The organism is Sodalis sp. dw_96 (assembly GCF_018449575.1).
GTDB lineage: Bacteria > Pseudomonadota > Gammaproteobacteria > Enterobacterales > Enterobacteriaceae > Acerihabitans.
The window spans coordinates 1-22,826 of record NZ_JAAVUT010000022.1; the positions used below are offsets into that span (position 1 = coordinate 1).

Here is a 22,826-nt window from a genome sequence, read left to right on the forward strand (position 1 = left end):
GTTTCACCCCTGGTGTTGGCGGGTCTACCGTGCCATGAGGCGCTCCGTCGGGCGGAAAACCACGCCCGATTCGACCTCATTGGCACGGTCTCCCTTTAACAGGCTCGGTTCAAGCTTCGGTGCTGGCGGTCTGCGTCGCCATCGGCGCTAAAATGTGCCCCGCATTATTTACCCTCGACGGTGTCAGGCTTATTATCACCAGAATTGACCGAACGGCTTGTCAAAAAAAATTGATGTATATCAACTCGAATGGCTTTGAAACGGATCTATTATTTGTCATACAAAAGTGTTTAGAAAAAGATAATCTTCCAACAAAAATAAATATTGGCAAGGTAGGGGTAATTAAGATGGAAAGTTTAAGTGTAAAGCTAAATCATTTCATCGTTAGTTCCATGTCTCCGGTAATATCCGCACTGATCAATAATACCGACGAGAACAGCTTTGAAAAGATATTTAGCCTCGGGGCGAAATTCGCCAAAGACAGTAAAGAGGATTTGCTTAAATTGGCGCAGTTGGCTCATGATAAGGATCCCATGTTATCCGGATGGATTCGGGCACTGCGTGGGCTGAATAAAACCGCCCGTGAAAAATTAGTCAAAAATTTAATATTCAACCACCTTATCTATGGTGAAACCATTCGGGACATTAAGGGAAAAGAATTTTCCACCCATATCCCTTTTCTGGTGCTGATTTCTCCCACTTATGCCTGTAATTTGCGCTGTAAGGGGTGTTATTCGGCATTATACGGTGACCGTTATCATTTCGAAGAAGACGAAATGATAAATATTTTGCAGCAGTTTTATGACCTTGGCGTACGCTTCTTCACCTTTACCGGCGGAGAACCTTTTGTCTATCCCGCCATAATGCGCATCTTTGAAAAATTCAATGATTGCTACTTCATGGTGTATACCAACGGCACGTTGCTGACGGAATCCCGGGTTAAGCGCCTCGCTAAATTGGGTAATGTGGCTATCACTATTTCTATCGAAGGATGGGAAGACATGACTGACTGGCGGCGGGGCGAGGGGGTATTTAAAAAAATCGTCACCGCTTATCACCGATTACGCGAGGCGGGCATTCTTTGCGGCGCGTCCATGATGGCGACCCGTAAGAATCACGAACAGCTGATGAATGATGACTATTGGCAATTCATCCAGGATCTCGGCGTGGAATATATCTGGGTGTTCCAATATATGCCCATAGGCCGCGATGCTACCTTCGATTTGGTTCCCACGCCGGCGCAGCGTTATGCGCGTTTTCATAAAATCGAACAGCTCCGTCTCTCCGGTCGGTTCGCGTTTATCGCCGATTTCTGGAATCACGGCTTTTTGGTTAACGGCTGTATGTCAGGGGGGGCGAACTATTTGCATATTAATGCCAAAGGCGGCGTCGAGCCTTGCGTATTCCAACAATATGCGGTGGATAACATCCGGGATAAAAATGTTATCGAGGTGCTTAAATCGCCCTTCTTTGAAGGGTTCAAACAGCAGATTCCCTTTAATAAAAATCTGATGCAGCCGTGTCCGATAATTGATAACCCTGCCAAATTCAGAGAACATATTCTGAAATATAAAGCCACTCCTCAGCACGAAGGCAGCGACAGTTATTTTAAATTCAGCCATGAATTGGATAACCTGGCTGAAGAATGGAAAAAATATGCGATAAAAATCTGGGATGACGAAGGCTACGGAGACCATTATAAGGCTGAGATGGATCTTTATAAGCAGCCGGTCTCTAAATAAGATTGATACCCCCCGAGCGGGCAGTATGTTATGCCTGCCCGGTCGTTGAGGTCTTTCACCCTTCGGCGCAATCTTTCTCAAAAAAGACTACGCTTTTAACCGTTCCCGCGAGAGTGCTTATAACGGATAAGCACTCTCGTGGGAACGTTTATTAAAATTCAGGTTATGTTGACGTCCGGCTCAAATAGGCTTGCTGTAGCTCCAGGCAGGCTGTTTTGATGCGATCGTAGAGTTGTTGTACCGCCGGTGACAGCTGGCGGCGATGGGGACAAACCAGACTCAAGGGCAGCGATTCCCCCCGGTATGCCGGTAGCAGCATTTCAAGATTACCCTTAAGCACGTCCTGGCTCACATCCAGCCATGATTTATAGGCGATGCCCTCGCCGGCAATCGCCAACCGGCGTATGACTTCGGCGTCATCGCTGATAACCGTGCCGCCCACCTGCACCATCTGCTTTTCTCCTTCCCGGAATAACAGCCATTTATCATATACCCGTCCGCGCAGTACGAAGGTCAGGCAGTTGTGCCGGGTCAATTCGTCCAAATCGCCGGGTCGCCCGTGCCGGCGCAGATAGTCGGGTGACGCCACCAGTACCCGGTGATTACCCTGGGCCAGCGGCAGCGCAATATAACTGGCGTCGTCGAAAACGCCGTAGCGAAAAGCCACGTCCACCGGATCCTTGAAGACATCCGCTATCTGATCGGAAAAATAAAGCCGTACGTTCAGCCGCGGATGGTCGCGGTGAAAAGCGTTAATCCAGGGTAAAAGCACATTGCGGCCCAAATCGGAAGGGGCGGCAATCTGCAGCATGCCATACAGTCCGGCGGGATCCTGGCGCAATGATTCCTGACCTTCCCGCAGGGTTTGCAGTACGTCGGTAGCATAGGGCAGGTACTGTTCTCCTTCGGAGGTCAATCGCAGACTGCGCGTCGAGCGGGCAAACAGACGGATATTCAGTTCTCGTTCCAGGCGTTTTATCGCCGCGCTGACTTGAGCCGGCAATAAATCCACCTCACGGGCCGCATTGGAAAAACTGCCCAAGGCAGCGGAACGGACAAACAACGCCAGGTCATCAAACCTGATCATAAAAATTTTCCACCCATAGCTGATGCATTTCTATCGCGGGTATCCGGGACGGACCGCGCTCCGGCTTAATCGTAACGCGCCCAGGCGGATTGACAAAGCGCCGCAGGTTGTTACCAATATTTACACTTAGTTATTAAAGGTAACAAATCCATCTTAATTGCATGGGTATTACGTGCTATAAACAAATAGTTAACATTTATAAAACAGTTGTTTTGAGCTTGAAAACCTTCGGGTGACAGGGAGATATCCCCGGCAGCTTACCTGACCATAGCTTATTTTTTCTGCGCCGCGTTCCGCGGCCACCTTAAAGATAGGACGATCACTATGTTCAATTGGACCTCAGTACAGCGCAATGTGGCGACGGCTTGCTTTGCCTGTTGGATGCTGGATGCGTTTGACTTCTTTATTCTGGTGTTTGTATTAAGCGATCTGGCCAGCTGGTTTCATACCGATATCGCCAGTGTATCCATTTCTATTATGCTGACTCTGGCTGTGCGTCCCGTGGGGGCGCTGCTTTTTGGCCGTCTGGCGGAGAAATTCGGCCGGCGTCCGATACTGATGGTCAATGTATTAATGTTCTCGCTGTTTGAATTACTCTCCGCCTGGTCGCCGACGCTGGCGGCGTTTATTATCTTCCGGCTGCTGTATGGCGTGGCGATGGGCGGTGTCTGGGGAGTGGCATCGTCCTTGGCGATGGAAACCATTCCGGATCGCTCCCGCGGCTTGATGTCGGGAATATTCCAGGCCGGTTATCCCGGCGGTTATTTACTGGCGTCGATTATTTTCGGTCTGTTCTTTACCAGCGTAGGCTGGCGCGGCATGTTCCTTATCGGCGCGCTGCCGATACTTCTCCTGCCCTATATCTATTTCAAGGTTCCGGAATCGCCGGTGTGGCTGGCGGCACGTCAGCGCAAAGAGAGCGTGGCGCTGTTGCCCATCATCCGCACCCATTGGCGGTTATGCATTTATATGGTGATACTGATGGCTTGCTTTAACTTTTTCAGCCACGGTACACAAGACTTATACCCCACCTTTCTGAAAGTGCAGCATGGTTTTGCGCCCCATGTCGTCAGTATTATCGCTATTTGCTACAACATTGCCGCCATGCTGGGAGGGATTGTTTTCGGCTCCTTCTCGGAAAAAATCGGCCGCAAAAAGGCGATGATCATCGCCGCGCTGCTGACGCTGCCGGTATTGCCGCTGTGGGCATTTTCCAACGGCACGGTGCTGATTGGCGTCGGCGGGTTTCTCATGCAGTTCATGGTTCAGGGTGCCTGGGGTGTGGTGCCCACCTATCTGACGGAACTGGTGCCGGCAAATTCCCGGGCGGTGCTGCCGGGGTTTGTTTATCAACTGGGGAATTTGATTGCGTCGGTAAATGCCACCCTGCAAGCCCGCATCGCCGAGGCGCACGGCAATAATTACGGGCTGGCAATGGCCCTTGTGGCCGGCACCGTGGCGATACTTATCTGTGTATTGGTCTCCTTCGGACGCGAAACCCAAGGCATCAAGATCTCGGGGGCGGTGTCCGCCGAGGGCAGCGAATAAACCAGGCTCCTCAGGGGATAATCAAGGGAATTTCCCCTGAGCGGCGATAGACGGAGGCTTTTCCCCTTATCCACCCTCCGCTGTGCCAGACATCCCCGCCCAGAATACCGAGGCTATGATTTTACCCTTAACGGTAGAGGCTTGTTTTCCGGTTAAAAACATTTTTCCTGTCCATGGGCCACTGCACGGGCGGGTAAATTTTCTTCAGGATCAATCATAATGCGTTACATGTTTAATTAACGGTTATTATAAAAATACTTGATCGCCTGAGGGATTGCGTCTATCATTTAATTATCGAACGTTAAGATATTGACGTCCCGTTCAAAACTGATTAACTAGAGAGAACAGACATTATGAAAAACCTGAAATTAGCTATCGCAGCCATCGCCCTGAGCACTTTGTCATTTGCCAGTTTAGCTGCCCAGGAAGTCAATTCGCAACCCGCCAATGAACAATCCGTAGGGATGGTTTCCGCCACCACCACCGGATCTCTGAACGATCTTCAGACCGAATTGGCCGCCAAGGCGCAGGCTGCTGATGCCTCGTCCTACCGCATTGTGGCGGCCGGCGGCAACAATACGCTGCGTGGTAGTGCGGAACTGTATAAATAATACGATTGTGGGCGCTAGATGTCATCCTTGGTAGCCCAAACCCCTGAGCAAGGGTTCAAGGAGTCTTGACATACTGGCGTTCATAAACAAAAAGGCGGCCCAGAAGGGTCGCCTTTTTTGTATCCGCTATTCATAGTCAACTGAGGGGCAAGGGTGAAAATTCCTCAGCCAGCGATGATAACGCTATTAGAACTGGTAGTTCAAACCAACACCCACTTGGTTGTGGTAAGCGATGCCCAGCTTATTGTCGCTGTCGATACGGTTGATTTTGTAATCCACATAGGCGTTCATGTTTTTATTGAAGTAATAGGTGCTGGATACGATATAGTATTTCACCAAATCCGCATCACCCACGCCTTCAACATCCTTGGCCTTAGACTGGAAGTAACCCACCAACGGTTTCAACCCGAAATCAAACAGATAAGACGCGACGACTTCGTAGTCCTGGGTTTTATTGGCGAACCCGTTAGATGAAATCGGCGTCATATTTTGGGTTTCGCCATACAAGCCGGCGACATATACGCCCTGATGATCATATTTCACACCGGCCGACCACATTTCAGCCCGGTCGCCGCTACCGTATTTCAGGGTGGTGACCTGTTGATTGTTGGTACGATCGGAGTTGGTATAAGTACCCAAAATCGATATATCAATAGGTGTGGTATATGATACAGAGAAACCATAACCGTCGCCGTTAGACTGTTTCTCGCCACGGGCGTTGGCGGTGCTTTCGTCATTGGCGCCCTGGTACTGCGCGCCGATATTTAATCCGTCAACCAAACCGAAGAAACCGTTATTACGATAAGTCGCCACGCCAGAGGCACGACCGTTCATATAGTTGTCGGCGAAGCTATAGGTCAGGTCATCGAATATTGGCGCGACGTCGGTGATGGACGCTACATCGTATGCGATACCCCAGTTACGGCCATAATCGAAAGAACCCCATTTGCTGAATTTCAAGCCGGCAAAACCAAGACGGGTCTTGTTACCGGTCTGAGCGTCCGAGCCGCCTTCACTATTGTTATTCTGGAAGTTGTATTCCCATTGGCCGTAACCGGTAAGTTCATCGTTAATCTTGGTTTGACCTTTGAAACCAAAACGCAGGAAGCTGTTATCACCATCAATTGAGGTGGTTTTACTAAAGTAATGTCGTGCGCGCAAGCTGCCGTATAAGTCCAGCTTATTGCCGTCGGCGTCGTATACCACCGCGGCATGAACAGCTGGTGCTAACAATGTAGCTAAAACGGCTAATGCTATCTTCTTCATCACTATTTCCTTACCAAATACTTTCGTGTTTAAGTAAAGGACTCACCCTTTTGATGGCTGATGTCCGGGGCTAACCAAATGTTGTGTGTTTGATAAAAGCTCAAATGTCACGGGATCGTCCCTAGAGAAATTATCCTGTCGTTTAATTTCGGAGGATAGTATCAGCTAAGGCACCCTGTTGATTGTGAACTTTTCATTAAATTAGAAGTCTCATATGCCTGTGTTACGGTCTCCCTACCTGGGTAAAAACCCGACTATTTACCTTAAATGCCTTTTTACGACACCCCGGAACTCAATATCGGGCCATTTACCGGATCACAATAATTTAATGTCAATGACCATCTGGTTAAGTTTTTATGATTTCTTTCAGTCCCAAGGCATACCGTATTTTCGGCAAGCGAAAAACCGACCGTTAAACCCGTTACGGCAACCCGAAACTACGCACGTTATGCACCCGGCGCGCCTCATGAAAGTCACCCTACGCCTTGAAACCGGTAACCCGACGCCGTGAAATTCTGTGGAAATCATCGGGTGCTACGATAACTTGTCATACAGATTTAAAAGTTGAGAGCCATCACAAAACCCTATTTTATTACAGGATATTCATTCTATGTCCAGTAGTTTCAATTTGGCGTATTTTTGTGCTTCCCGGCGATAATTTGTGTTGATAATTTAGTGCAAATGCTGGATTTGTTAAAAAATAAGTTATTTATCTCATCCAAAAATCGGTGGAAACAGAATTGGTATAACATATATTAACATTTTGGAAACATTCCAATGATGTTTTATCTTTTGGCGACGTCGATATGCATGGAATTTTGTCGCAATTGATTTGTCCAAACTATCCGCTACGTATTCCACACAGAGTTTTTTACTTTTAGCAGTCTGCGGTAACCTTCAGAAATGTGATTAAGCTCAAATTTTATCTGCATGGTGGTTTCCACAAGACAAATGTGTATGACATCTGTGCACAACAATTTTTATGCCATTGCACTATCAGACCCGAAAGGGATTGGCTCGAAAGCGGGCCCTAAGGTTCCCATTCCGATGCAATGCCCTCCCTCTAGCACCGACAACATTTTCCGCATAATAATAAATTGGGTCGTATTTTGAACGATAGAATACCCGCATAACATTGTGAAAAATGTCATGTCCTGATTTATCCGTCTCTATGCGGCTGTTATTGCCGGGGCCATTTTTCGCGCCAATGGGACTTTGCCTCATCAATTGCTTAAGTTCAAATACTTTTTTTTGCTATAAAATGTCATAAATAAATATGCTAAAGTATTTTGGCCCTTTAGGCTTCAGCGAACCGTCCACTCTTTTTAGGACACTTGCCCACTTTTCGGCGAAATTATATACATATTACCTTGCATTGTTTAAATGAAATTAATCACTTAATCCATTAAGCTTTTGGTTTAATTACTTCCGAAACTCCGGGATGCCGGGCAACTGATTAAGTCCGGGGAGGGTTAGGGCGAATAATCAAGCTGGCGGAAAGCCGGTCGAGTATCATGGCCAGCAAGACCACCACGATACCGCTTTGCAATCCCTGGCCGATATCCAATTGTTGAATGCTGGCCAATACGTCATTGCCCAACCCGCCGGCACCCACCATGGAGGCGATAATGACCATCGACATGGCCATCATGATGGTTTGATTAACGCCGGCCATAATAGAGGGCAGAGCGTTCGGCAATTGTACTTTCCATAATAATTGCCGTCGGGTACAGCCAAATGCCAAACCGGCTTCAATCAGGCTTTTTTCCACCTGGCGAATACCCAGATCGGTTAACCGCACCACCGGCGGCATGGCAAATAATACGGTGGCGAAAATACCCGGCGGACGACCTAAGCCAAATAAAATCACCGCCGGAATCAGATAGACAAATGCGGGCATGGTTTGCATAAAATCCAGCATGGGGCGGACAATTGTACCGGCCCGTTGACGGCGGGCGATCATGATTCCCAAGGGAATGCCCGCCAGCAGGCTGAACAGGGTGGAGGCCAAGGTGAGGGCCAGGGTCACCGTGGCGTGTTCGCCATAACCGCTGTAGATAATATAAAGGATCGCCGCGGTGGTGAATAATGCAAAACCCACGCCGATGCGCCATAGACTCAGGCCCACGGCGATAACCATCAGGCCCCAGGGTGAAAGCCAGCCCAGGCCCTGTTCCAGTCGGCCGGCGACGCCATCGATGATGCGGGAAACGGCATCAAAAAACGGGCCGCCGTGGGAGAGCAGGTAGCGGATGCCGCTGTCGATTTCGGCACTGAAATCAAAGGGTCTGGTCATGGGCGCCTCCCGCTGCCGGGCGGCTGAACGCACCGGCAAAATTTTCCGCCAGTACATAACGGGAGGTATCGATACCTGAGAAGAACCGGCGGACGTAGGCATTGGCCGGCGCATTGATAATCTCTTCGGCGGTGCCTACCTGAATGACTTTACCCTGTTCCATAATGGCGATACGGCTGCCGATGCGCAGGGCTTCTTCGATATCATGGGTGACGAAGATCAGCGTCCGCTGCTGCTGCGCCTGTAGATCCAGCAATAAATCCTGCATTTCCCGGCGATTAATGGGATCCAGCGCGGAAAAAGCCTCATCCATTAACAACAGCGTCGGATTCACCGCCAGGGCGCGCGCCAGGCCCACCCGCTGCTGCATGCCGCCGGACAATTGATAGGGCTGCTGCCGCGCCACCTGCGCCAATCCCACCTGTTCCAGTACCGCCATGGCCCGCTGATGCCGCTGCCGCACATCGATGCCGGCCAGTTCAAGTCCGAAGGCGGCGTTGTCCAGTACATTCCGGGTCGGCAACAGGGCGAAGGATTGAAAGACCATACTCATGTCATGACGGCGCAGCGCAATGAGTTCAGCGTCGGTCAATGCCGATATGGCGGCGCCCTTGTAATAGACTTCTCCGGCGCTGGGGGCGATAAGCCGGTTGACCATCCTGAGCAAGGTGGATTTACCCGAACCGGATAAACCGACGATGACAAAAATTTCGCCTTGAGTTATCTGGAGGGAAATATCATTGAGCGCTACCGACCACTTATGTTGTGCAAATAAAACCGCAGGATCCGCGCCTTGCCGCAAATGCGCCAAGGCATTTTGCGCGCCGGGACCAAATATTTTAAACAGCCCGCTTATGCTGACCAGAATGTCACTCATATATTGTTTTTGAAGAGCATTAATAGTGCCATCGGCACAGGCTATAAGAAAATGTGTATCGTCCTATACATTTTTATCATATGAGTTATAACTAAAAAGTTTAAACAAAATTCGCCGCCGCCGCCGTATTTTCTTGCCGCGAATAAAAACTGAACGCTTCTCTTAATAACCACTCTTTGACCTTCAGGTTTAAGGCGCTGTCGCTTTCTTGTACCGGCTGAATCAAATAATAACCCCGCTCGGTGCGGCACTCCGGTCCGCAGGTCACCAGCTCGCCGCTGGATAAAAGTTGATCCACCAAGGGCCGCCAGCCCAGCGCCACCCCTTGGCCCTTCAGGGCCGCCTGGATAACCAGGGTATAGGCGTTAAATGTCAGCGAGGTGACCCCTTCACCGGGATCCAACCGCTGCCGGCGAAACCACTCCGGCCAGTTGAGCCACCGGGAGGGACGGGGATCGGGCAGGTTCAGCAAAGGCAGGCTCAGCAGCTTTTTCGCGTTGTCCGGCCTGCCGTGGGCTTGGGAAAATTGCGGGCTGCATACCGGCACCACCCGTTCAGGAAACAGCTTATCGCTGCGGCAGCCGGGTATCTGGCCGTCGCCAAAAGAGATGGCCAGATGCGCGCTGCTGTCTCGCAGCGAAAACTCATTGGGTGAGGTAGAAATTTGCACATCCACATTGGGGATCAGATGTTGCAACTGGTTCAGTCGCGGCAGCAGCCAGTAGCCGGCAAAACCCATATCGGTATCGATACGTAATACATCTCTCTGTATTTTCTGCTGAATTTTATCGATTTGACGGCTGATGCCCTGCAGGTTTGTGCGGACGATTTGATAAAGCTGCTCGCCGGTTTGGGTCAATACCACGCCGCGATGGCGGCGTTCGAACAACGGCGTGCCCAGTTGAATTTCCAGCGCATTGATGCGCTGGCTCACCGCCGGTTGCGAAGAACCCAATTCCAACGAGGCGGCGGTAAAATTCAAATGTCGCGCCGCCGCTTCAAATACCGCCAATGCCTGTAACGGTGGGAGCCGAGATTTGCCAGACATAACCTCTCCTTATTGACCGATAAGAAATTACCCGGTTCACAGAAAAAAATGTTTGTGCGATAAAAGTACCATTGCCTAGGTATTTTATTTAAAGCGAATTATTAACTATGCTTAGAAAGAAACCGAATATCGTAATATTAATGGCCGATCAATTGAGCGCCGGAGCATTGTCTGCTTACGGAAATAACGTCAGCCTGACGCCTCATATTGATTCATTGGCACGGGAGGGCGTAATATTCGATTCGGCTTATTGTAATAGCCCGCTATGTGCTCCTTCCCGCGCGTCGTTAATGACCGGGCAATTTATTTCCCATAACGGCGTGTATGATAATGCCGCGGAATTTCGCGCCGAGAGCCCGACATTTTGCCATTATTTACGCCGCCAGGGTTATAAAACCTATCTATCCGGTAAAATGCATTTTTGCGGCCCCGACCAGCTGCATGGTTTTGATGAGCGTCTTACCACCGATATCTATCCGGCGGATTTCGGCTGGACCCCGGACTGGCGCCATCCACACCGGCGATTGGATTGGTATCATAATATGAGCTCGGTGCTGGATGCCGGAGAGTGCATCCGCACCAATCAGCTGGATTTTGACGACGAGGCGCTGTTTTACGCTCGACAAAAGCTGTTCGATATCGCCCGCCAGGGTAACCAACAGCCGTTTTTACTGGCGATGTCCCTGACCCATCCCCACGATCCTTTTGCCATCCCGCGCCGTTATCTGGAAAGATACCGGGAGCAGGATATCGATTTGCCCCGGGTCTCGGCCCCCGAGGTACCCGACGACCCTCATTCCCAACGGCTGCGTAGTATGTATCAGCTGACCGACGGGCTGTTGGATCAGGCGCAAATACGCCGGGCGCGCCATGCCTATTATGGCGCGCTGGCCTATGTCGACGATCGGTTCGGCGAGATAAAAGAGACCCTGGCGGCTACCGGCCTGGCCGAAGATACCGTCACCATAGTGCTCTCCGATCATGGGGAAATGCTGGGGGAACGGGGCCTGTGGTACAAAATGAATTTTTATGAGGGCGCGGCGCGCGTTCCCCTCATCGTGCACGCCCCCGGCCGTTTTGCCCCCCGTCATGTCCCGCAGAACGTTTCGCTGGTGGATGTGTTGCCGACGCTGGTGGAACTGGCGGCGGGAGGGACGTTGGCGCCGGAACAAACCGCCGCTCCCCTGGACGGCCGCAGCCTGGTGCCTTATTTGAAAGGAAAAACCGGCGGCGATAACGTCGCCTACGGCGAGTATCTGGCGGAGGGCGCGCTGGCGCCGATGATCATGATTCGCCGCGGTCCGTGGAAATATATCGCTTCCCCCGGGGAGCCGGCGCAATTATTCGATATCAGCCGGGATCCGCTGGAATTACATAACCTGGCAACATCGCCGTCCCATGACCAGGAAATCACCGCATTTGAAAAAGAAACGGCGCTGCGCTGGGATCTGGACGCCCTTAACCGGCAGGTTCTGGCCAGCCAGCATACGCGCTTGTTCCTGAATCAGGCTTTCGACGCGGCGCCGCAGTGGGATTATCAACCCCCGCAGGACGCCGGCCACCGTTTTATCCGTAATAACCAAACCCTGGATGAGCAGGAGGCGCGAGCGCGCTATCCTCGCCCGCCTTCAACCCGATAATGATGATAACGAGGTATAAAATGCGTTTGTTTTCCGCTGTATTTACCGTGGGGATGTCTCTGGTAACCGGTTTACCTTTGGCCTATGCCGCCGACAATGCCGGTTGCGAAGTGGTGAAGATGTCCGATCCGGGCTGGACCGATATCGGCGCCACCAATGGCGTGGCCGGTGTGTTGCTGGAAGGATTGGGGTATCGGCAGCAGGTGCAGAACCTATCCGTGGCGCTGGCGTATCAGGGGCTTAAAACCGGTCAGTTGGACGTGTTTCTCGGCAACTGGATGCCGGCCCAGCAGCCGGTGATATCGAAATTCACCGGCGATGGCTCGGTTCAGGTGCTGGGAGCGAATCTCAACAGCGCGAAATTCACCCTGGCGGTACCGGACTATGTGGCCCGGGGCGGAGTGAAGGACTTTGCTGATTTAGGGAAATACGGCGATAAGTTCGGTCACAAAATTTATGGCATCGCCCCCGGCGCGCCGGCCAATCAGAATATCAAGACCATGCTGGATAAGCATGATTTCAAACTGACCGGCTGGACGCTGGTGGAGTCCAGCGAAAGCGGCATGCTGGCGCAGGTGGATCGGGCGGTGGCGAAGCAGCAGTGGATTGTGTTTCTCGGCTGGGAGCCCCATGCAATGAATACCCATCATAAATTGGTGTATCTCAGCGGCGGGGATAAATATTTCGGTCCCAATTACGGCAGCGCCACGGTGAATACCGTGACCCGCAAAAACTATAGCGCGCAATGCCCTAACGCCGGCCGTCTGTTCAGTCAGCTGACGTTTACCGTCGATTTGGAAAATAAGCTTATCAAGCGCGCCCTGGATGATAAACAGACCCCCCGCGATGCCGCACGAGAAGAATTGAAGCAGCATCCGGAATTATTGTCCCGCTGGCTGGACGGCGTCACCACCCGCCAGGGGCAAACGGGCCTGGCGGCGGTACGGCAGTCGCTGGCGCTGTAGATCACAATTTTTGGTTATTACGGATTGGGCATCCCTTAATCTTCACCGTTAAACGCCGAACAGCTATCGTTCGGCGACACCAGCCGATCGTGCTGGCTGCATACCCGCGAATCGCTGATGCTGGCGCCGAAGGCCGATCCCAGCATGGCGAGACCGGGTATCGCCTGTTCTGTGCCGTCGCGGTCCCGCTGGCAAAAACGGCAGCGCCCGCAGCGACGTTCGGCGGGGCGGCTCCCGCCGTTCGATGCGTTCATCAGGAATTGCCCAGCTGATTCCAAAAATCCGCAAAGACATGCACTGACAGGAAATACCCCAGCAGCACGTTGATTATTACGCCGACGGTGAACGCCCAGAATGGACGCAGTCCGGTGCTGGTGAGGCTGGCGAAGCGGGTGCTCAGGCCGATGCTCAGGAAGCAGAAAATAAACGCCCAGGTCCGCAGCGCGGTAATCGGCGCGATAAAGGCCGGCGTGACGGTGGTGCGAAATTCCGCCAGGGAGTAGTGGCTGCTCAGCCAGGTAACGAACACCGAGGCCACCACAAACCCGATAACAAATTTGGGAAAGCGCTGCCAGATTTCCCCTGAACCGGCCCTGGCGCTAACGGTACCATCTTCACCGCGCCACCAGGTAGTGGCCACTATGGCCAGGGCGAAAGCCCAGATACCAATCCAGATATCACGGCCGATGACCTTCATCAGGGTAAATGCCTGCACGGCGGCATCCGGCTTACCGGCAATGGCGCCCCCTGAATGGGCGGCAAAATCACTGTAGGTTTGTGCGGCGGCGATACCGGCGGCATCGGCGAATTCCGAGGTGCCGATCCAGGCGCCGGCCACGCCGGTTGACAGTCCCAGCGCCCGTGAGATAAACGGCAGCACCAGTAACGATACGATGGCCCAAATGATCACCAGGGAGATGGCGACGGAAGCCTGTTCCCGTTTGGCGCGGACGGCCCCCGCCACTGCAATGGCCGCCGATACCCCGCACACCGCGCCGCCGACACCCAGTACGGCGGCAAAGCGGTTTTCCAGGCCGAGCAAGCGGCCGGTGATAAAGATGGCGAAAAAGGTCACCAGGGAGACAATGGCCGCCTGCCCTATGGCTACCGGCCCGGCCCATTGGATGAGCGTCAGCGGCAGCGTCGCCCCTAAGAGTACGATACCGATTTTAATGTAATATTCCACCCGCAAACTGCGCGCCAGCCAATCCGGGATATGCCAGATATTGGATACCGCCAGCCCTAATACCAGCGCCAGTAACGGCGGCTCCAGGTTATAACGGGAGGCACTGGCCCAGGCGCCGAGCTGGAAAATAAATACCGAAACAATAAATAATACGGTAAAACCGCCCAAGAATTTTCGAGTGTCATGTCCGATGATAGCGCTGCTAATGGTTAATAATACCGCCCACACCAGATACAGGCCACCCAAGGCCGGTAAGCGACGCAATAAATCGGCGCCGGCTTCCCCCAGGGTTGTCCATTTGGTCGGTCCGGTCGCCAGCCATTTCAGACTGCCGCCCTGGGAAAAAAGTATATAAGCGGCGCTGATTAATATCAGTGCCAGAATAATCGACCACCAATCTTCCTGCCGCCACCAACGGGAAGAGGACCGCCCGTCAGGGGATTTTATTACCACGTCGCTGCTTTCACTTGTGCTCATGATTCCCGCCTCTATTTTGCCTTGCCGAATTGAAAAATATTTTTAACTTTTTATGCTTTCAAGAGAAAATAGCGAATTTGATACCCCAAAGATATTATTTTTCCGTTATGGTTAATAACCATTTAATCTATGATATTCAACCTTTAAATATCTTTTGTTGATGGCCGGAAATATCATACATATCTTAAGAATTTAATGGCATTAATATAGATAAAATCCAGCAATGAATAATTTTTCAATCGCCGATGAATGTCTCTAACGCAAAACCCTCATCACTCATCCATGATTACAGATTAGAAATTACTGATGATTCCATGCCCGTCACCGCTAATAGAAGGTCAGCCGATGGATATCGCTGGGGCATTTATTTTTCAAAGGGTTCCCCCAAGGTCAGCATCAAACGGTTGGCCCAGGCGAAAAAGGCGGTGGCCTGTACCAGATCCAGTAATTCCAAATCCGTCAACCCCTCTTGCCGCAGCCGGGTGATATGTTCCGGTGTTGCCGCGGCCGGGGTGGCCGAGAGGGCTGCGGCAAAATCAATTTCTCCCTGCCAGCGGGGGGATTGGCCGGTGCTCAGAATGCCGCCTGGCGGTGTATCCAGCAGGCGCTGGATGTCATCCGGCTGTTTGGATAATTGTGCGGCTTTGCGGGCATGCACCGAGGCGCAATAGATGCAGCCGTTGATTTTGCTGGCCACTGCCGCCGCCAGTTCACGTTCTTTGCGCACCAGGCCGCCGGCGGTATAGAAGATGCCTTTATCGGTGAGGGTGCGTTGTTCCAGTACCGGCAGATTGCAGGCGAGCAGGCGGAAATAATCGGAATCGGCATGGCCGTTGTGTTCAAGGGTCGCCTGCTGCCGCAACGTGAATTCCGTCAGCGGTTTGGCGGCTATCCAGGGTTCCCAGCCCAGTTCCCGTTGGGTAAAAGCATGGGGGGCGGCGCGCCCGCCATGGGTGACGCCCGCGGTTCGCCAGGCGGCGGCGCCCACCGGCAGCGGCAGGGGATTGTCCACAGGCTGGCCGGCTATCAAACGATAACCTCTCAGCAATCGGCTCTGGAAACTGACATAGGCCACCAACTGGGACAAGGTCACTATGGCATCCGACCCCCAGCCCGCCCGGCGTAACTCTTCCAGATGCGCCGGCGTGGCGGCTGAGGGATGGCTGCTGAGACGTTCGGCGTGATGTAAAGCGCTTTGCAGCCTGGATCCTCCGGTAACCGGGGTGGGTTCCCCGGCGTGACCCGTTGCGGAATGACGTTTCGTCTCGGGGGTGGGCAGCCCGTTGCGTCCAGGGGTGGCGTTTGAACCGCCTGCTGCCGTAATCGGATAAGGATCCGCCAGGCGACCGGCATAATGCGCCGTCAACCGGTTGTCTTCATGCCACTCGGCCACCTGACGCGCTACCGCCAGCCGCTCCGTTAAGCTAAAGTCAATGCCGTCGTCGGCGTTGAATAGCGCCAGGTAACTGCCCTGAATATGCCGGGTCGCCGCATCGCGGGTAATGCGCGCCGCCGCCAGCGACGAGTCCGGCGGAATGTCTGCAAGCCTTTCAAGCAGATCCGCCGCTGTTGGGGTCTGGGTCATCGGATGTCCTCGGGTAAAGGGTCGGTGTGGGGAGGATTCAAAGTCGTCGCGGGGCGTTGTCGTACCCATCCCAAAGCTGGCGCCACCTGCCGGGCAATCAGTTCGATGGATCGCAGGATATATGGATGGGGCGGTTCGATGGAGTGCACTTGAAACGCCAGGTCGGTGACCCGCGCCAGGGCGCTGTCCCGTTGCAGGGACGCCAGTACCTGCTCAGCGCTGCCGAGATGGACATCAAACGCGGCGATAAAATCATCCAGGGTATCGCCGGCGATGGGTTGTCCGTTGGCGCGGGCGTTTTCCGCCTGGCGGCGGAGTCCCGCTTTCGCCAATTGCCGGGCCTGTTTGGGATCGTCGGTGACAAAGGCGGTGCGGGACCCGAGGATGCGCGGCGTCGCCCCCGCGGGCAGGGCATCCAGGTAGGCATCGATAATGGGGTTCTGAATGTCCGCCAACGGTAAATCAAGCTCGTCGGCGGGACGCGGCTGAGTGCGGGATAACATCAGCCCGTCGCCGGCGGCCCCGGCGCGGGTGGCGCCGTCTACCGAGAAGGTGGCCTGCCACACCCGGCGGGCCAGCTGCGGGGCAGGGGGATATAAACGGTTGCTGCCGTCACTTAACAGGTCGCCTCCCCAGGTCGATCGCAGAATAGCAAGATTGGCGGCATAGGCGACGGCGCGTTCGGCGCTTAACAGGCCGAACGGCGGGAAAGAAGAGGGCGTGCCGCCGGATCCGAGCCCGACTTCCAGCCGGCCGTCCGCCAGCAGGTCCAGTACTGACGTATCCTCCGCCACCCGCAGCGCCAGCTCCATCGGCAGGGTAATGACGCCGGTTCCCAGGCGGATATGCCGGGTCCGCGCCGCCACATATGCCAGGAACACCAGGGGCGCCGGCAGGCCGCCTTCGTCTTCATGGAAATGATGCTGGGCCACCCAGGCGCTATCAAACCCTTGCGCCTCGGCATGGATGATTTGTTCCGCCGCCAGCTGGTAGCGCTGGCGCGCATCGGTTTTATCCAGCAAGCGGGTGAAGAAACCTAAACGCTTAACCGTCATGCATCGGTCCTCAATATAGCCGTTGTGCCGGGGGGAAAGGTCCGCCCCGGCCGGGAATGGCGTTGATCAATTCCCGGGTATAGGCGGTCCCGGGGTTGACGAATATGTCGGCTATCGGACCGTAATCCACCTGCCGGCCTTTAAACAATACCGAAACGCTGCGGGAAATTTGACGCACGGTGGCCAGGTCATGGGAGATAAAGACGTAGGTCAGTCCCATCTCGGTTTGCAAATGCTGCAACAGCCTCAAGATCTGCCCCTGCACGGTCACATCCAGCGCCGATGTCGCTTCATCCAGTACCAGAATCTGCGGTTGCAGCACCAGGGCCCGGGCAATGGCCACCCGTTGCCGCTGTCCGCCGGACAGTTCACGGGGATGGCGGATCAGCAACGCCAATGGCAGCGCGACGCGGTCGGCTATCTCTTCCACTCGCCGCCGCCGTTCCGCCGGGGCCAGGGGGGCAAAGTTGCGCAATGGCTCCTCAATGATCTTAAACAGGGTATAGGACGGATCGAGCGAGCCGAACGGGTTTTGGTAGACCAGCTGGATTTTTTGACGGAACCGCCGCAGGGCTTCCCCTTTGAGATGGGTAATATTAATCCCGTCAATCAGGACCGTGCCGGCATCGGGCCGTTGAAAACCAAGCAGGATGCGTGCCAGGGTGGTCTTGCCCGAACCGGATTCCCCCACCAGGGCATGGGTGGTGCCCCGTTCAACCTCAAAGGATACCCTGTCCACCGCCCGCACCTCTTCGCCGTCCCCCAGGTGAAAGTTTTTGACCACCGCCTCCACCTGGATGATGGATGCCGCGGCCGATAGCTGATGCGGCGGGATGCGGGGTATGGCGGATAGCGCCGGCGCATCGGCAAATAGCTGGCGGGTGTAGGCGTTGGCCGGTGCCCGCATCACTTCGCTGGTTTTGCCCTGTTCCTGGACCCGACCGTGCCGCAATACCAGCAGCCGGTCGGCCCGCTCGGCCGCCACCGCCAGATCGTGGGTTACCAGCAATACCGCGGTGCCGTATTCACGGCGCAGCTCATCAATGAGATCAAGGATCCGTTTTTGCACCGTGACATCCAGGGCGCTGGTGGGTTCGTCGGCAATAATCAGCGCCGGCTGTAGCGCGACGGCAATGGCAATCAGCACCCGCTGCTTCATCCCGCCTGAAAGCTCATGGGGATATTGGCCGACCCGTTGCTCCGGATAGGATAGGCCGACCCGGGTCAGCAGTTCGATCACTCTGGCATCCCGCTCACGGCGGGGCAGGCGGCGGTGAATATCCAGGATTTCCGCCACCTGGCTGCCGATGGTTTTAACCGGGTTGAGGGAACTGGCGGGATCTTGCGGAATCAGGCTGATGCCCACGCCGCGCAGCGTATCGAGACGGCGTTGCGACCATTGGCTGATGTCGACGCCATTCAGGCGGATTGCTCCCCGCTCCCGCCGGCCGTTTTCCGCCAGAAGGCCGATAATGGCCTGGGCGGTGGTGGTTTTGCCTGAGCCCGACTCCCCCACCAGCGCCAGCACTTCACCGGCATGGAGGCGAAAGGAGACGTCATGCACCACGCGCCGGTTTTCGCCGTCGCTGCGGTAGGCAATACAGAGATCTTGCAATTCCAGCACCGGTACTCGTTGAGGAATCAACGTGTCGGATCGCGCTAAAAGCAGGTTCATCGGCGGCTCCTGGCGAATGAGTGGCTGATTCGATTGGCGGAAAGCACCACCAGCACCACCACCAGACCGGGGAAGGTGGTCAGCCACCAGGCCGTGGAAATGTAATTCCGGCCCTCGGCAATCAATAAACCCCATTCCGGCGTGGGCGGCGGGGTGCCGTAGCCCAGGAAACTCAGGGTGGAAATGGCCAGGATGGCATTGCCGAACTGCAGGGCGGAAAACGCGATGACCGAGGTGAGGGAGTTGGGAAGGATATGGCGCCACAGCACGGCGGCAAAGGTGCCGCCGCTGCCGTAGGCCGCTTCTACATATTCGCTGTGCCGCACACGGACCACTTCCGCCCGGGCCAGGCGGGAGAAGTTGGCGATGGAGGTTATGCCTACGGCGATGGCCGCATGCACGGTACCGAAACCCAGTAAAATAATGATGCTCAGGGAGAGCAACAACCCGGGTATGGCCAGCAAGACATCAATAAATCGCATGATCAGGCTGTCGATTCCGCGCCCCGCCGCGCCGGCTATGACTCCCAGCGCGGTGCCGACCGCCAGACCGAGCGCCACCGCCACCAGCGCGCCGGATAATGACCAGGCCGCGCCGTAAACGATGCGGGCATACAGGTCGCGGCCCAACTGGTCGGTGCCGAGCCAGTGGCCGGCGGCCGGCGCCAGCCGCTGCGCGCCGGCAATGCCGTCGGTGCCGCTGTAAGAGGTGAACAAGCCCGGCGCGACGGCCCACAGGATCACCACCGCCATCACCAGCCAGGACAGAATCAGGCCGGGTTGCCCGCGAAATAAACGGGAGCGTTCGCCGGGGGTGGGCTCCACGGCCGGCGGCGGAGACGCTGGCGGCGAGGGCGCCGGTGTGGATGCGTTTAGCGGCAGACTGCTCATACAGCGGCTCCGGCAGGTGTTTTAAGACGGGGATCAAGCAGGGGGTAAAACACGTCCACCAGTAAATTCACGGCGACAAAGGCGGTGGCGGAAATCACCACAATGGCCTGCAATACCGTCACGTCCTGATTGTTTACCGCCTGCTGGGTCAACTGGCCCAGGCCATTGAGGCCGAACACTGTTTCGGTTATCAGGGCGCCGGCGATCAGTTCGCCAAATAGCAAGCCGGCGATGGTGAGAGCCGGTAGCACCGCGTTGCGGGCCACGTGCCGCCAGAGCACGCCGCCGCGGCTGGCGCCCTTGGCCCGCGCCACCGCTACGAACGGCAGGGTTTGCACTTCATCGATGCTGCGAATCAGGATTTGGGCCAGGGGCGCGCAAATCGGCACCGCCAGGGTAACAATAGGCAAAATCAGGCCGACCCACTCCCCGGGATTTATTACCGGCACCCATTTCAGCCGAAAGGAAAATAGCTGAATCAACACAATGCCCAGCCAGAAGGTAGGAACGGAAATAAATACCGAGGGCAGGGAATGCAGTACTCCTTTCAGCCAGGGGACGGAAGTCAGGCCGGCCAGCAACGCCATTATTACCGCCAATACCGTCGCCAGCAGAAATCCGGCGACAGCCAACCGCAGGGTGGGGGGAAGATTGGTCTCCAGTAATTGCACCACCGGCACCCCGGTCTGAACGGAATAACCGAAATCGCCGCGCAAAAAATTCACACAGGTATGCAGATATTGTTGCCACAACGGCGCATCGGCGCCGTAAACCGCGCGCATGTCGGCGATCTGTGCCGGGCTGAGGCCCATATCCGGATTCTGGAACTTGATCAGGATGGCGTCGCCGGGCAAGACCTGCAACAGGAAAAAAGAGAGGGTGAATGCCGCCCAGAGCACCAGCAGCGCCTGCCCAAGGCGGCCGTACAGATAACGTTGCATACCGTCGCTCCTTAATGCTTGTCCAGCCAGGCGCCGTAAAATGCCGGCCGACCCACGGCCTCGAAGCTGACGCCGTGGAGATAGGGCGCGCCGGCAAAGACCTGCGGCTCTTCAAATATCGGGATCACGTACGCCTCGTCCAGCAGGTACTTTTGCGCCTCGCCGGCCAACTGCAACCGTTTTTGACCATCCACTTCGGCGGAAATCGCCACCAGCAGAGTATTCAGCTTATCGTCGCTGAAGTTCTGTACCTTGCTGCTCGAACCGCCTTTTTGCAGCAGCGCGTCGCGATTGGTGGGATAAAATTGGCTTTTAATCACATCCGGATCGGCCCGTCCCACTTCCACCACATTAGCCGGTGTTTTCAGCGGGTCCAGGCTATCGGCGGTTTTGCTGCCGGCATCGCCGGCCAGAATGTTCAGCCGCGCCCCTACTTTGCTCCACTGCTGTGAAACCAATTGCAGCACTTCTTTATTCTGCGGCTGCGGCGGTGATTCATATACCGACAGTACCAGCGAGCGGCCGTCTTTTTGGCGAATGCCATTGGCGCCCGGCTTCCAGCCCGCCTGATCCAGCAACTGCCCGGCCAACTGCGGATCGTATTTCAATTTATCCGCCAAATTGATATAACCCGCCGCCGGCGCGGCAATCACCGAGGTTGCCCGGGGGTAGTGAAGGGAAAACAACGTGTCGACGATTTGACCGGCATCGGTGGCGTGCAATAGCGCCTGGCGCACCCGAACATCGGCTACCAGCGGGTTATCCGGCCTGAATGAGATGCCGTCGTTGACGCCGCGGGTCGGCGCGGCATAGATAATGAAGTGTTGTCCTTCAGTCTGTTTTTCATCATAGGCCTGTACCTGGCGGATAAAGTCGGCCTGGCCGGCCAGCAGCGCCCCGATGCGCACGCTGTCTTCCGGCGTGATAATGAACTTGATGCCGTCAAGATTGGGCCGGCCCTGCTGCACCAGATTCTTCGGTCCCCAGCGGTAATCGTCCCGCGCGCGCAAATCCACTTCCCGGCCCAGGGTTTCACCGCTGACCACAAAGGGGCCTGAACCGATGATATGCCGGGCATCCCCCAGGGCATCAAAATTCTGTGCCAGGGTGACCGGCGAGACTAAACCCGAACCGATGGTGGAGGTTCCCTGCAAAAAGCCCGGCGAGGATTTTTTAAAATAGAATTTGACGGTTAAGGGATCGATCACCTCGCTGTGATCGTAATTATTAATGACTTCGGACACCGGCAGATGCAGTTGTTTGTTCCCCAGGCCGAAGGTATCGAAATTCTTCGCCACGGCGGCGGCGTCCAGCGGCTTCCCGTCCGAGAACGTCACGCCGGGCCGGAGTTTAAACGTGTATTGGGTTTTATCGCTGTTGCTGGTCCAGGATTCGGCAATCCAGGGTTCAATGGCCAGGGTCTTGGGGTTTTGATAGGTGAGTTTATCGGTAATCTGATTGAGAATACCGCCGTTCGGGTAAAATCCTCCCGCCGGCGGATAAAGATTGGTATGCGCCTGTTGCTCAAGATAAATCAGGGTGCCGCCTCTCACCGGCGCGTTTTCCACCGCCAGGGCGTTTAATGAATTCATCCCCAGGGCTAAAATCATCCCCCGTGCCAGGCCGCGACCGATTGAACTCAAACGATGTTTATTTTTCATGATGGCTTCTTTGATGTAGTGGCTTGATGTCGTGGCGGCCATAAATAGAGTACCTGATGGAATATGATCGAGGTCAATATCCGGCAAATAAACGTCAAGCAAAAAGAATTTATTTCAATATCCAAGATTAAAAAAGGCATAAGCCAAACCTAAAGCTCATATTTAACTTAGTCGTGCCGGAAAAAGCATAAATGCTATGTATCATTGTTCACCAGATTTATTTATCGGCGTCATCGGACACTTCTCCGCTCAACCGTTCTACCCACAACGTAACGG

The 22,826-nt window shown here is 54.6% G+C and carries 18 protein-coding genes; 5 read left to right on the plus strand and 13 right to left on the minus strand.

What is annotated here, in order from left to right:
• The first annotated feature begins 347 nt into the window (after positions 1-347).
• Positions 348-1,742, plus strand: coding sequence for a radical SAM protein (locus tag HB631_RS22395; protein ID WP_255557215.1), 1,395 nt, complete (start codon positions 348-350; stop codon positions 1,740-1,742).
• 163 nt (positions 1,743-1,905) lie between these two features.
• Here HB631_RS22395 and HB631_RS22400 read toward each other — a convergent pair whose 3' ends face one another.
• Positions 1,906-2,829, minus strand: a complete 924-nt coding sequence (locus HB631_RS22400) for a LysR family transcriptional regulator (protein ID WP_213993392.1) — start codon at positions 2,827-2,829, stop codon at positions 1,906-1,908.
• A 324-nt stretch (positions 2,830-3,153) separates the two neighbouring features.
• On the opposite strand from HB631_RS22400, the gene HB631_RS22405 reads away from it, so the two are divergent.
• Both HB631_RS22405 and HB631_RS22410 read left to right on the plus strand, forming a co-directional pair.
• On the plus strand, positions 3,154-4,377 hold the full coding sequence (locus tag HB631_RS22405) for an MFS transporter (protein WP_213993393.1): 1,224 nt from the start codon (positions 3,154-3,156) through the stop codon (positions 4,375-4,377).
• A gap of 353 nt (positions 4,378-4,730) precedes the next feature.
• Positions 4,731-4,988, plus strand: a complete 258-nt coding sequence (locus HB631_RS22410; RefSeq protein ID WP_213993394.1) for a YdgH/BhsA/McbA-like domain containing protein — start codon at positions 4,731-4,733, stop codon at positions 4,986-4,988.
• Positions 4,989-5,174: 186 nt separating this feature from the next.
• Here HB631_RS22410 and HB631_RS22415 read toward each other — a convergent pair whose 3' ends face one another.
• The 4 genes from HB631_RS22415 to HB631_RS22430 form a co-directional block, all read right to left on the minus strand.
• On the minus strand, positions 5,175-6,254 hold the full coding sequence (locus tag HB631_RS22415; protein ID WP_218627100.1) for a porin: 1,080 nt from the start codon (positions 6,252-6,254) through the stop codon (positions 5,175-5,177).
• Between the two features lie 1,456 nt (positions 6,255-7,710).
• Positions 7,711-8,550 (minus strand): proline/glycine betaine ABC transporter permease, encoded by an 840-nt coding sequence (locus HB631_RS22420; RefSeq protein WP_213993395.1) that lies wholly within the window; start codon positions 8,548-8,550, stop codon positions 7,711-7,713.
• Complete coding sequence (locus HB631_RS22425; RefSeq protein WP_213993396.1) at positions 8,534-9,427, minus strand: betaine/proline/choline family ABC transporter ATP-binding protein; 894 nt, start codon at positions 9,425-9,427, stop codon at positions 8,534-8,536. Before HB631_RS22425 ends, HB631_RS22420 begins: the two co-directional genes overlap by 17 nt.
• 100 nt (positions 9,428-9,527) lie before the next feature.
• Entirely contained in the window at positions 9,528-10,475 is a 948-nt protein-coding gene (locus HB631_RS22430) for a LysR substrate-binding domain-containing protein (protein WP_213993397.1), read from the minus strand.
• Between the two features lie 107 nt (positions 10,476-10,582).
• Between HB631_RS22430 and betC the strand changes: the two genes are divergently transcribed.
• Both betC and choX read left to right on the plus strand, forming a co-directional pair.
• A complete protein-coding gene (gene betC, locus HB631_RS22435; RefSeq protein WP_213993398.1) occupies positions 10,583-12,115 on the plus strand; it encodes a choline-sulfatase in 1,533 nt (510 codons plus the stop codon).
• Between the two features lie 20 nt (positions 12,116-12,135).
• Positions 12,136-13,080: a choline ABC transporter substrate-binding protein gene (gene choX / locus HB631_RS22440; RefSeq protein WP_213993399.1), complete on the plus strand. Its 945-nt coding sequence runs from the start codon at positions 12,136-12,138 to the stop codon at positions 13,078-13,080.
• A 35-nt stretch (positions 13,081-13,115) separates the two neighbouring features.
• On the opposite strand, the gene HB631_RS22445 is transcribed toward choX, so the two are convergent.
• From HB631_RS22445 to HB631_RS22480, 8 genes are all read right to left on the minus strand, one after another.
• Positions 13,116-13,334, minus strand: a complete 219-nt coding sequence (locus tag HB631_RS22445) for a hypothetical protein (RefSeq protein WP_213993400.1) — start codon at positions 13,332-13,334, stop codon at positions 13,116-13,118.
• Entirely contained in the window at positions 13,334-14,743 is a 1,410-nt protein-coding gene (locus HB631_RS22450) for a putative sulfate exporter family transporter (protein WP_213993401.1), read from the minus strand. Before HB631_RS22450 ends, HB631_RS22445 begins: the two co-directional genes overlap by 1 nt.
• 364 nt (positions 14,744-15,107) lie before the next feature.
• A complete protein-coding gene (locus HB631_RS22455; RefSeq protein WP_213993402.1) occupies positions 15,108-16,328 on the minus strand; it encodes an alkylhydroperoxidase domain protein in 1,221 nt (406 codons plus the stop codon).
• Positions 16,325-17,383, minus strand: a complete 1,059-nt coding sequence (locus tag HB631_RS22460) for a putative FMN-dependent luciferase-like monooxygenase (RefSeq protein ID WP_213993403.1) — start codon at positions 17,381-17,383, stop codon at positions 16,325-16,327. Before HB631_RS22460 ends, HB631_RS22455 begins: the two co-directional genes overlap by 4 nt.
• Positions 17,384-17,393: 10 nt before the next feature.
• A complete protein-coding gene (locus tag HB631_RS22465) occupies positions 17,394-19,058 on the minus strand; it encodes an ABC transporter ATP-binding protein (RefSeq protein WP_213993404.1) in 1,665 nt (554 codons plus the stop codon).
• Entirely contained in the window at positions 19,055-19,948 is an 894-nt protein-coding gene (locus HB631_RS22470) for an ABC transporter permease (RefSeq protein WP_213993405.1), read from the minus strand. Before HB631_RS22470 ends, HB631_RS22465 begins: the two co-directional genes overlap by 4 nt.
• Complete coding sequence (locus HB631_RS22475) at positions 19,945-20,889, minus strand: ABC transporter permease (protein WP_213993406.1); 945 nt, start codon at positions 20,887-20,889, stop codon at positions 19,945-19,947. Before HB631_RS22475 ends, HB631_RS22470 begins: the two co-directional genes overlap by 4 nt.
• A gap of 11 nt (positions 20,890-20,900) precedes the next feature.
• Positions 20,901-22,550: a TIGR04028 family ABC transporter substrate-binding protein gene (locus tag HB631_RS22480; protein WP_213993407.1), complete on the minus strand. Its 1,650-nt coding sequence runs from the start codon at positions 22,548-22,550 to the stop codon at positions 20,901-20,903.
• Between the last annotated feature and the right edge of the window lie 276 nt (positions 22,551-22,826).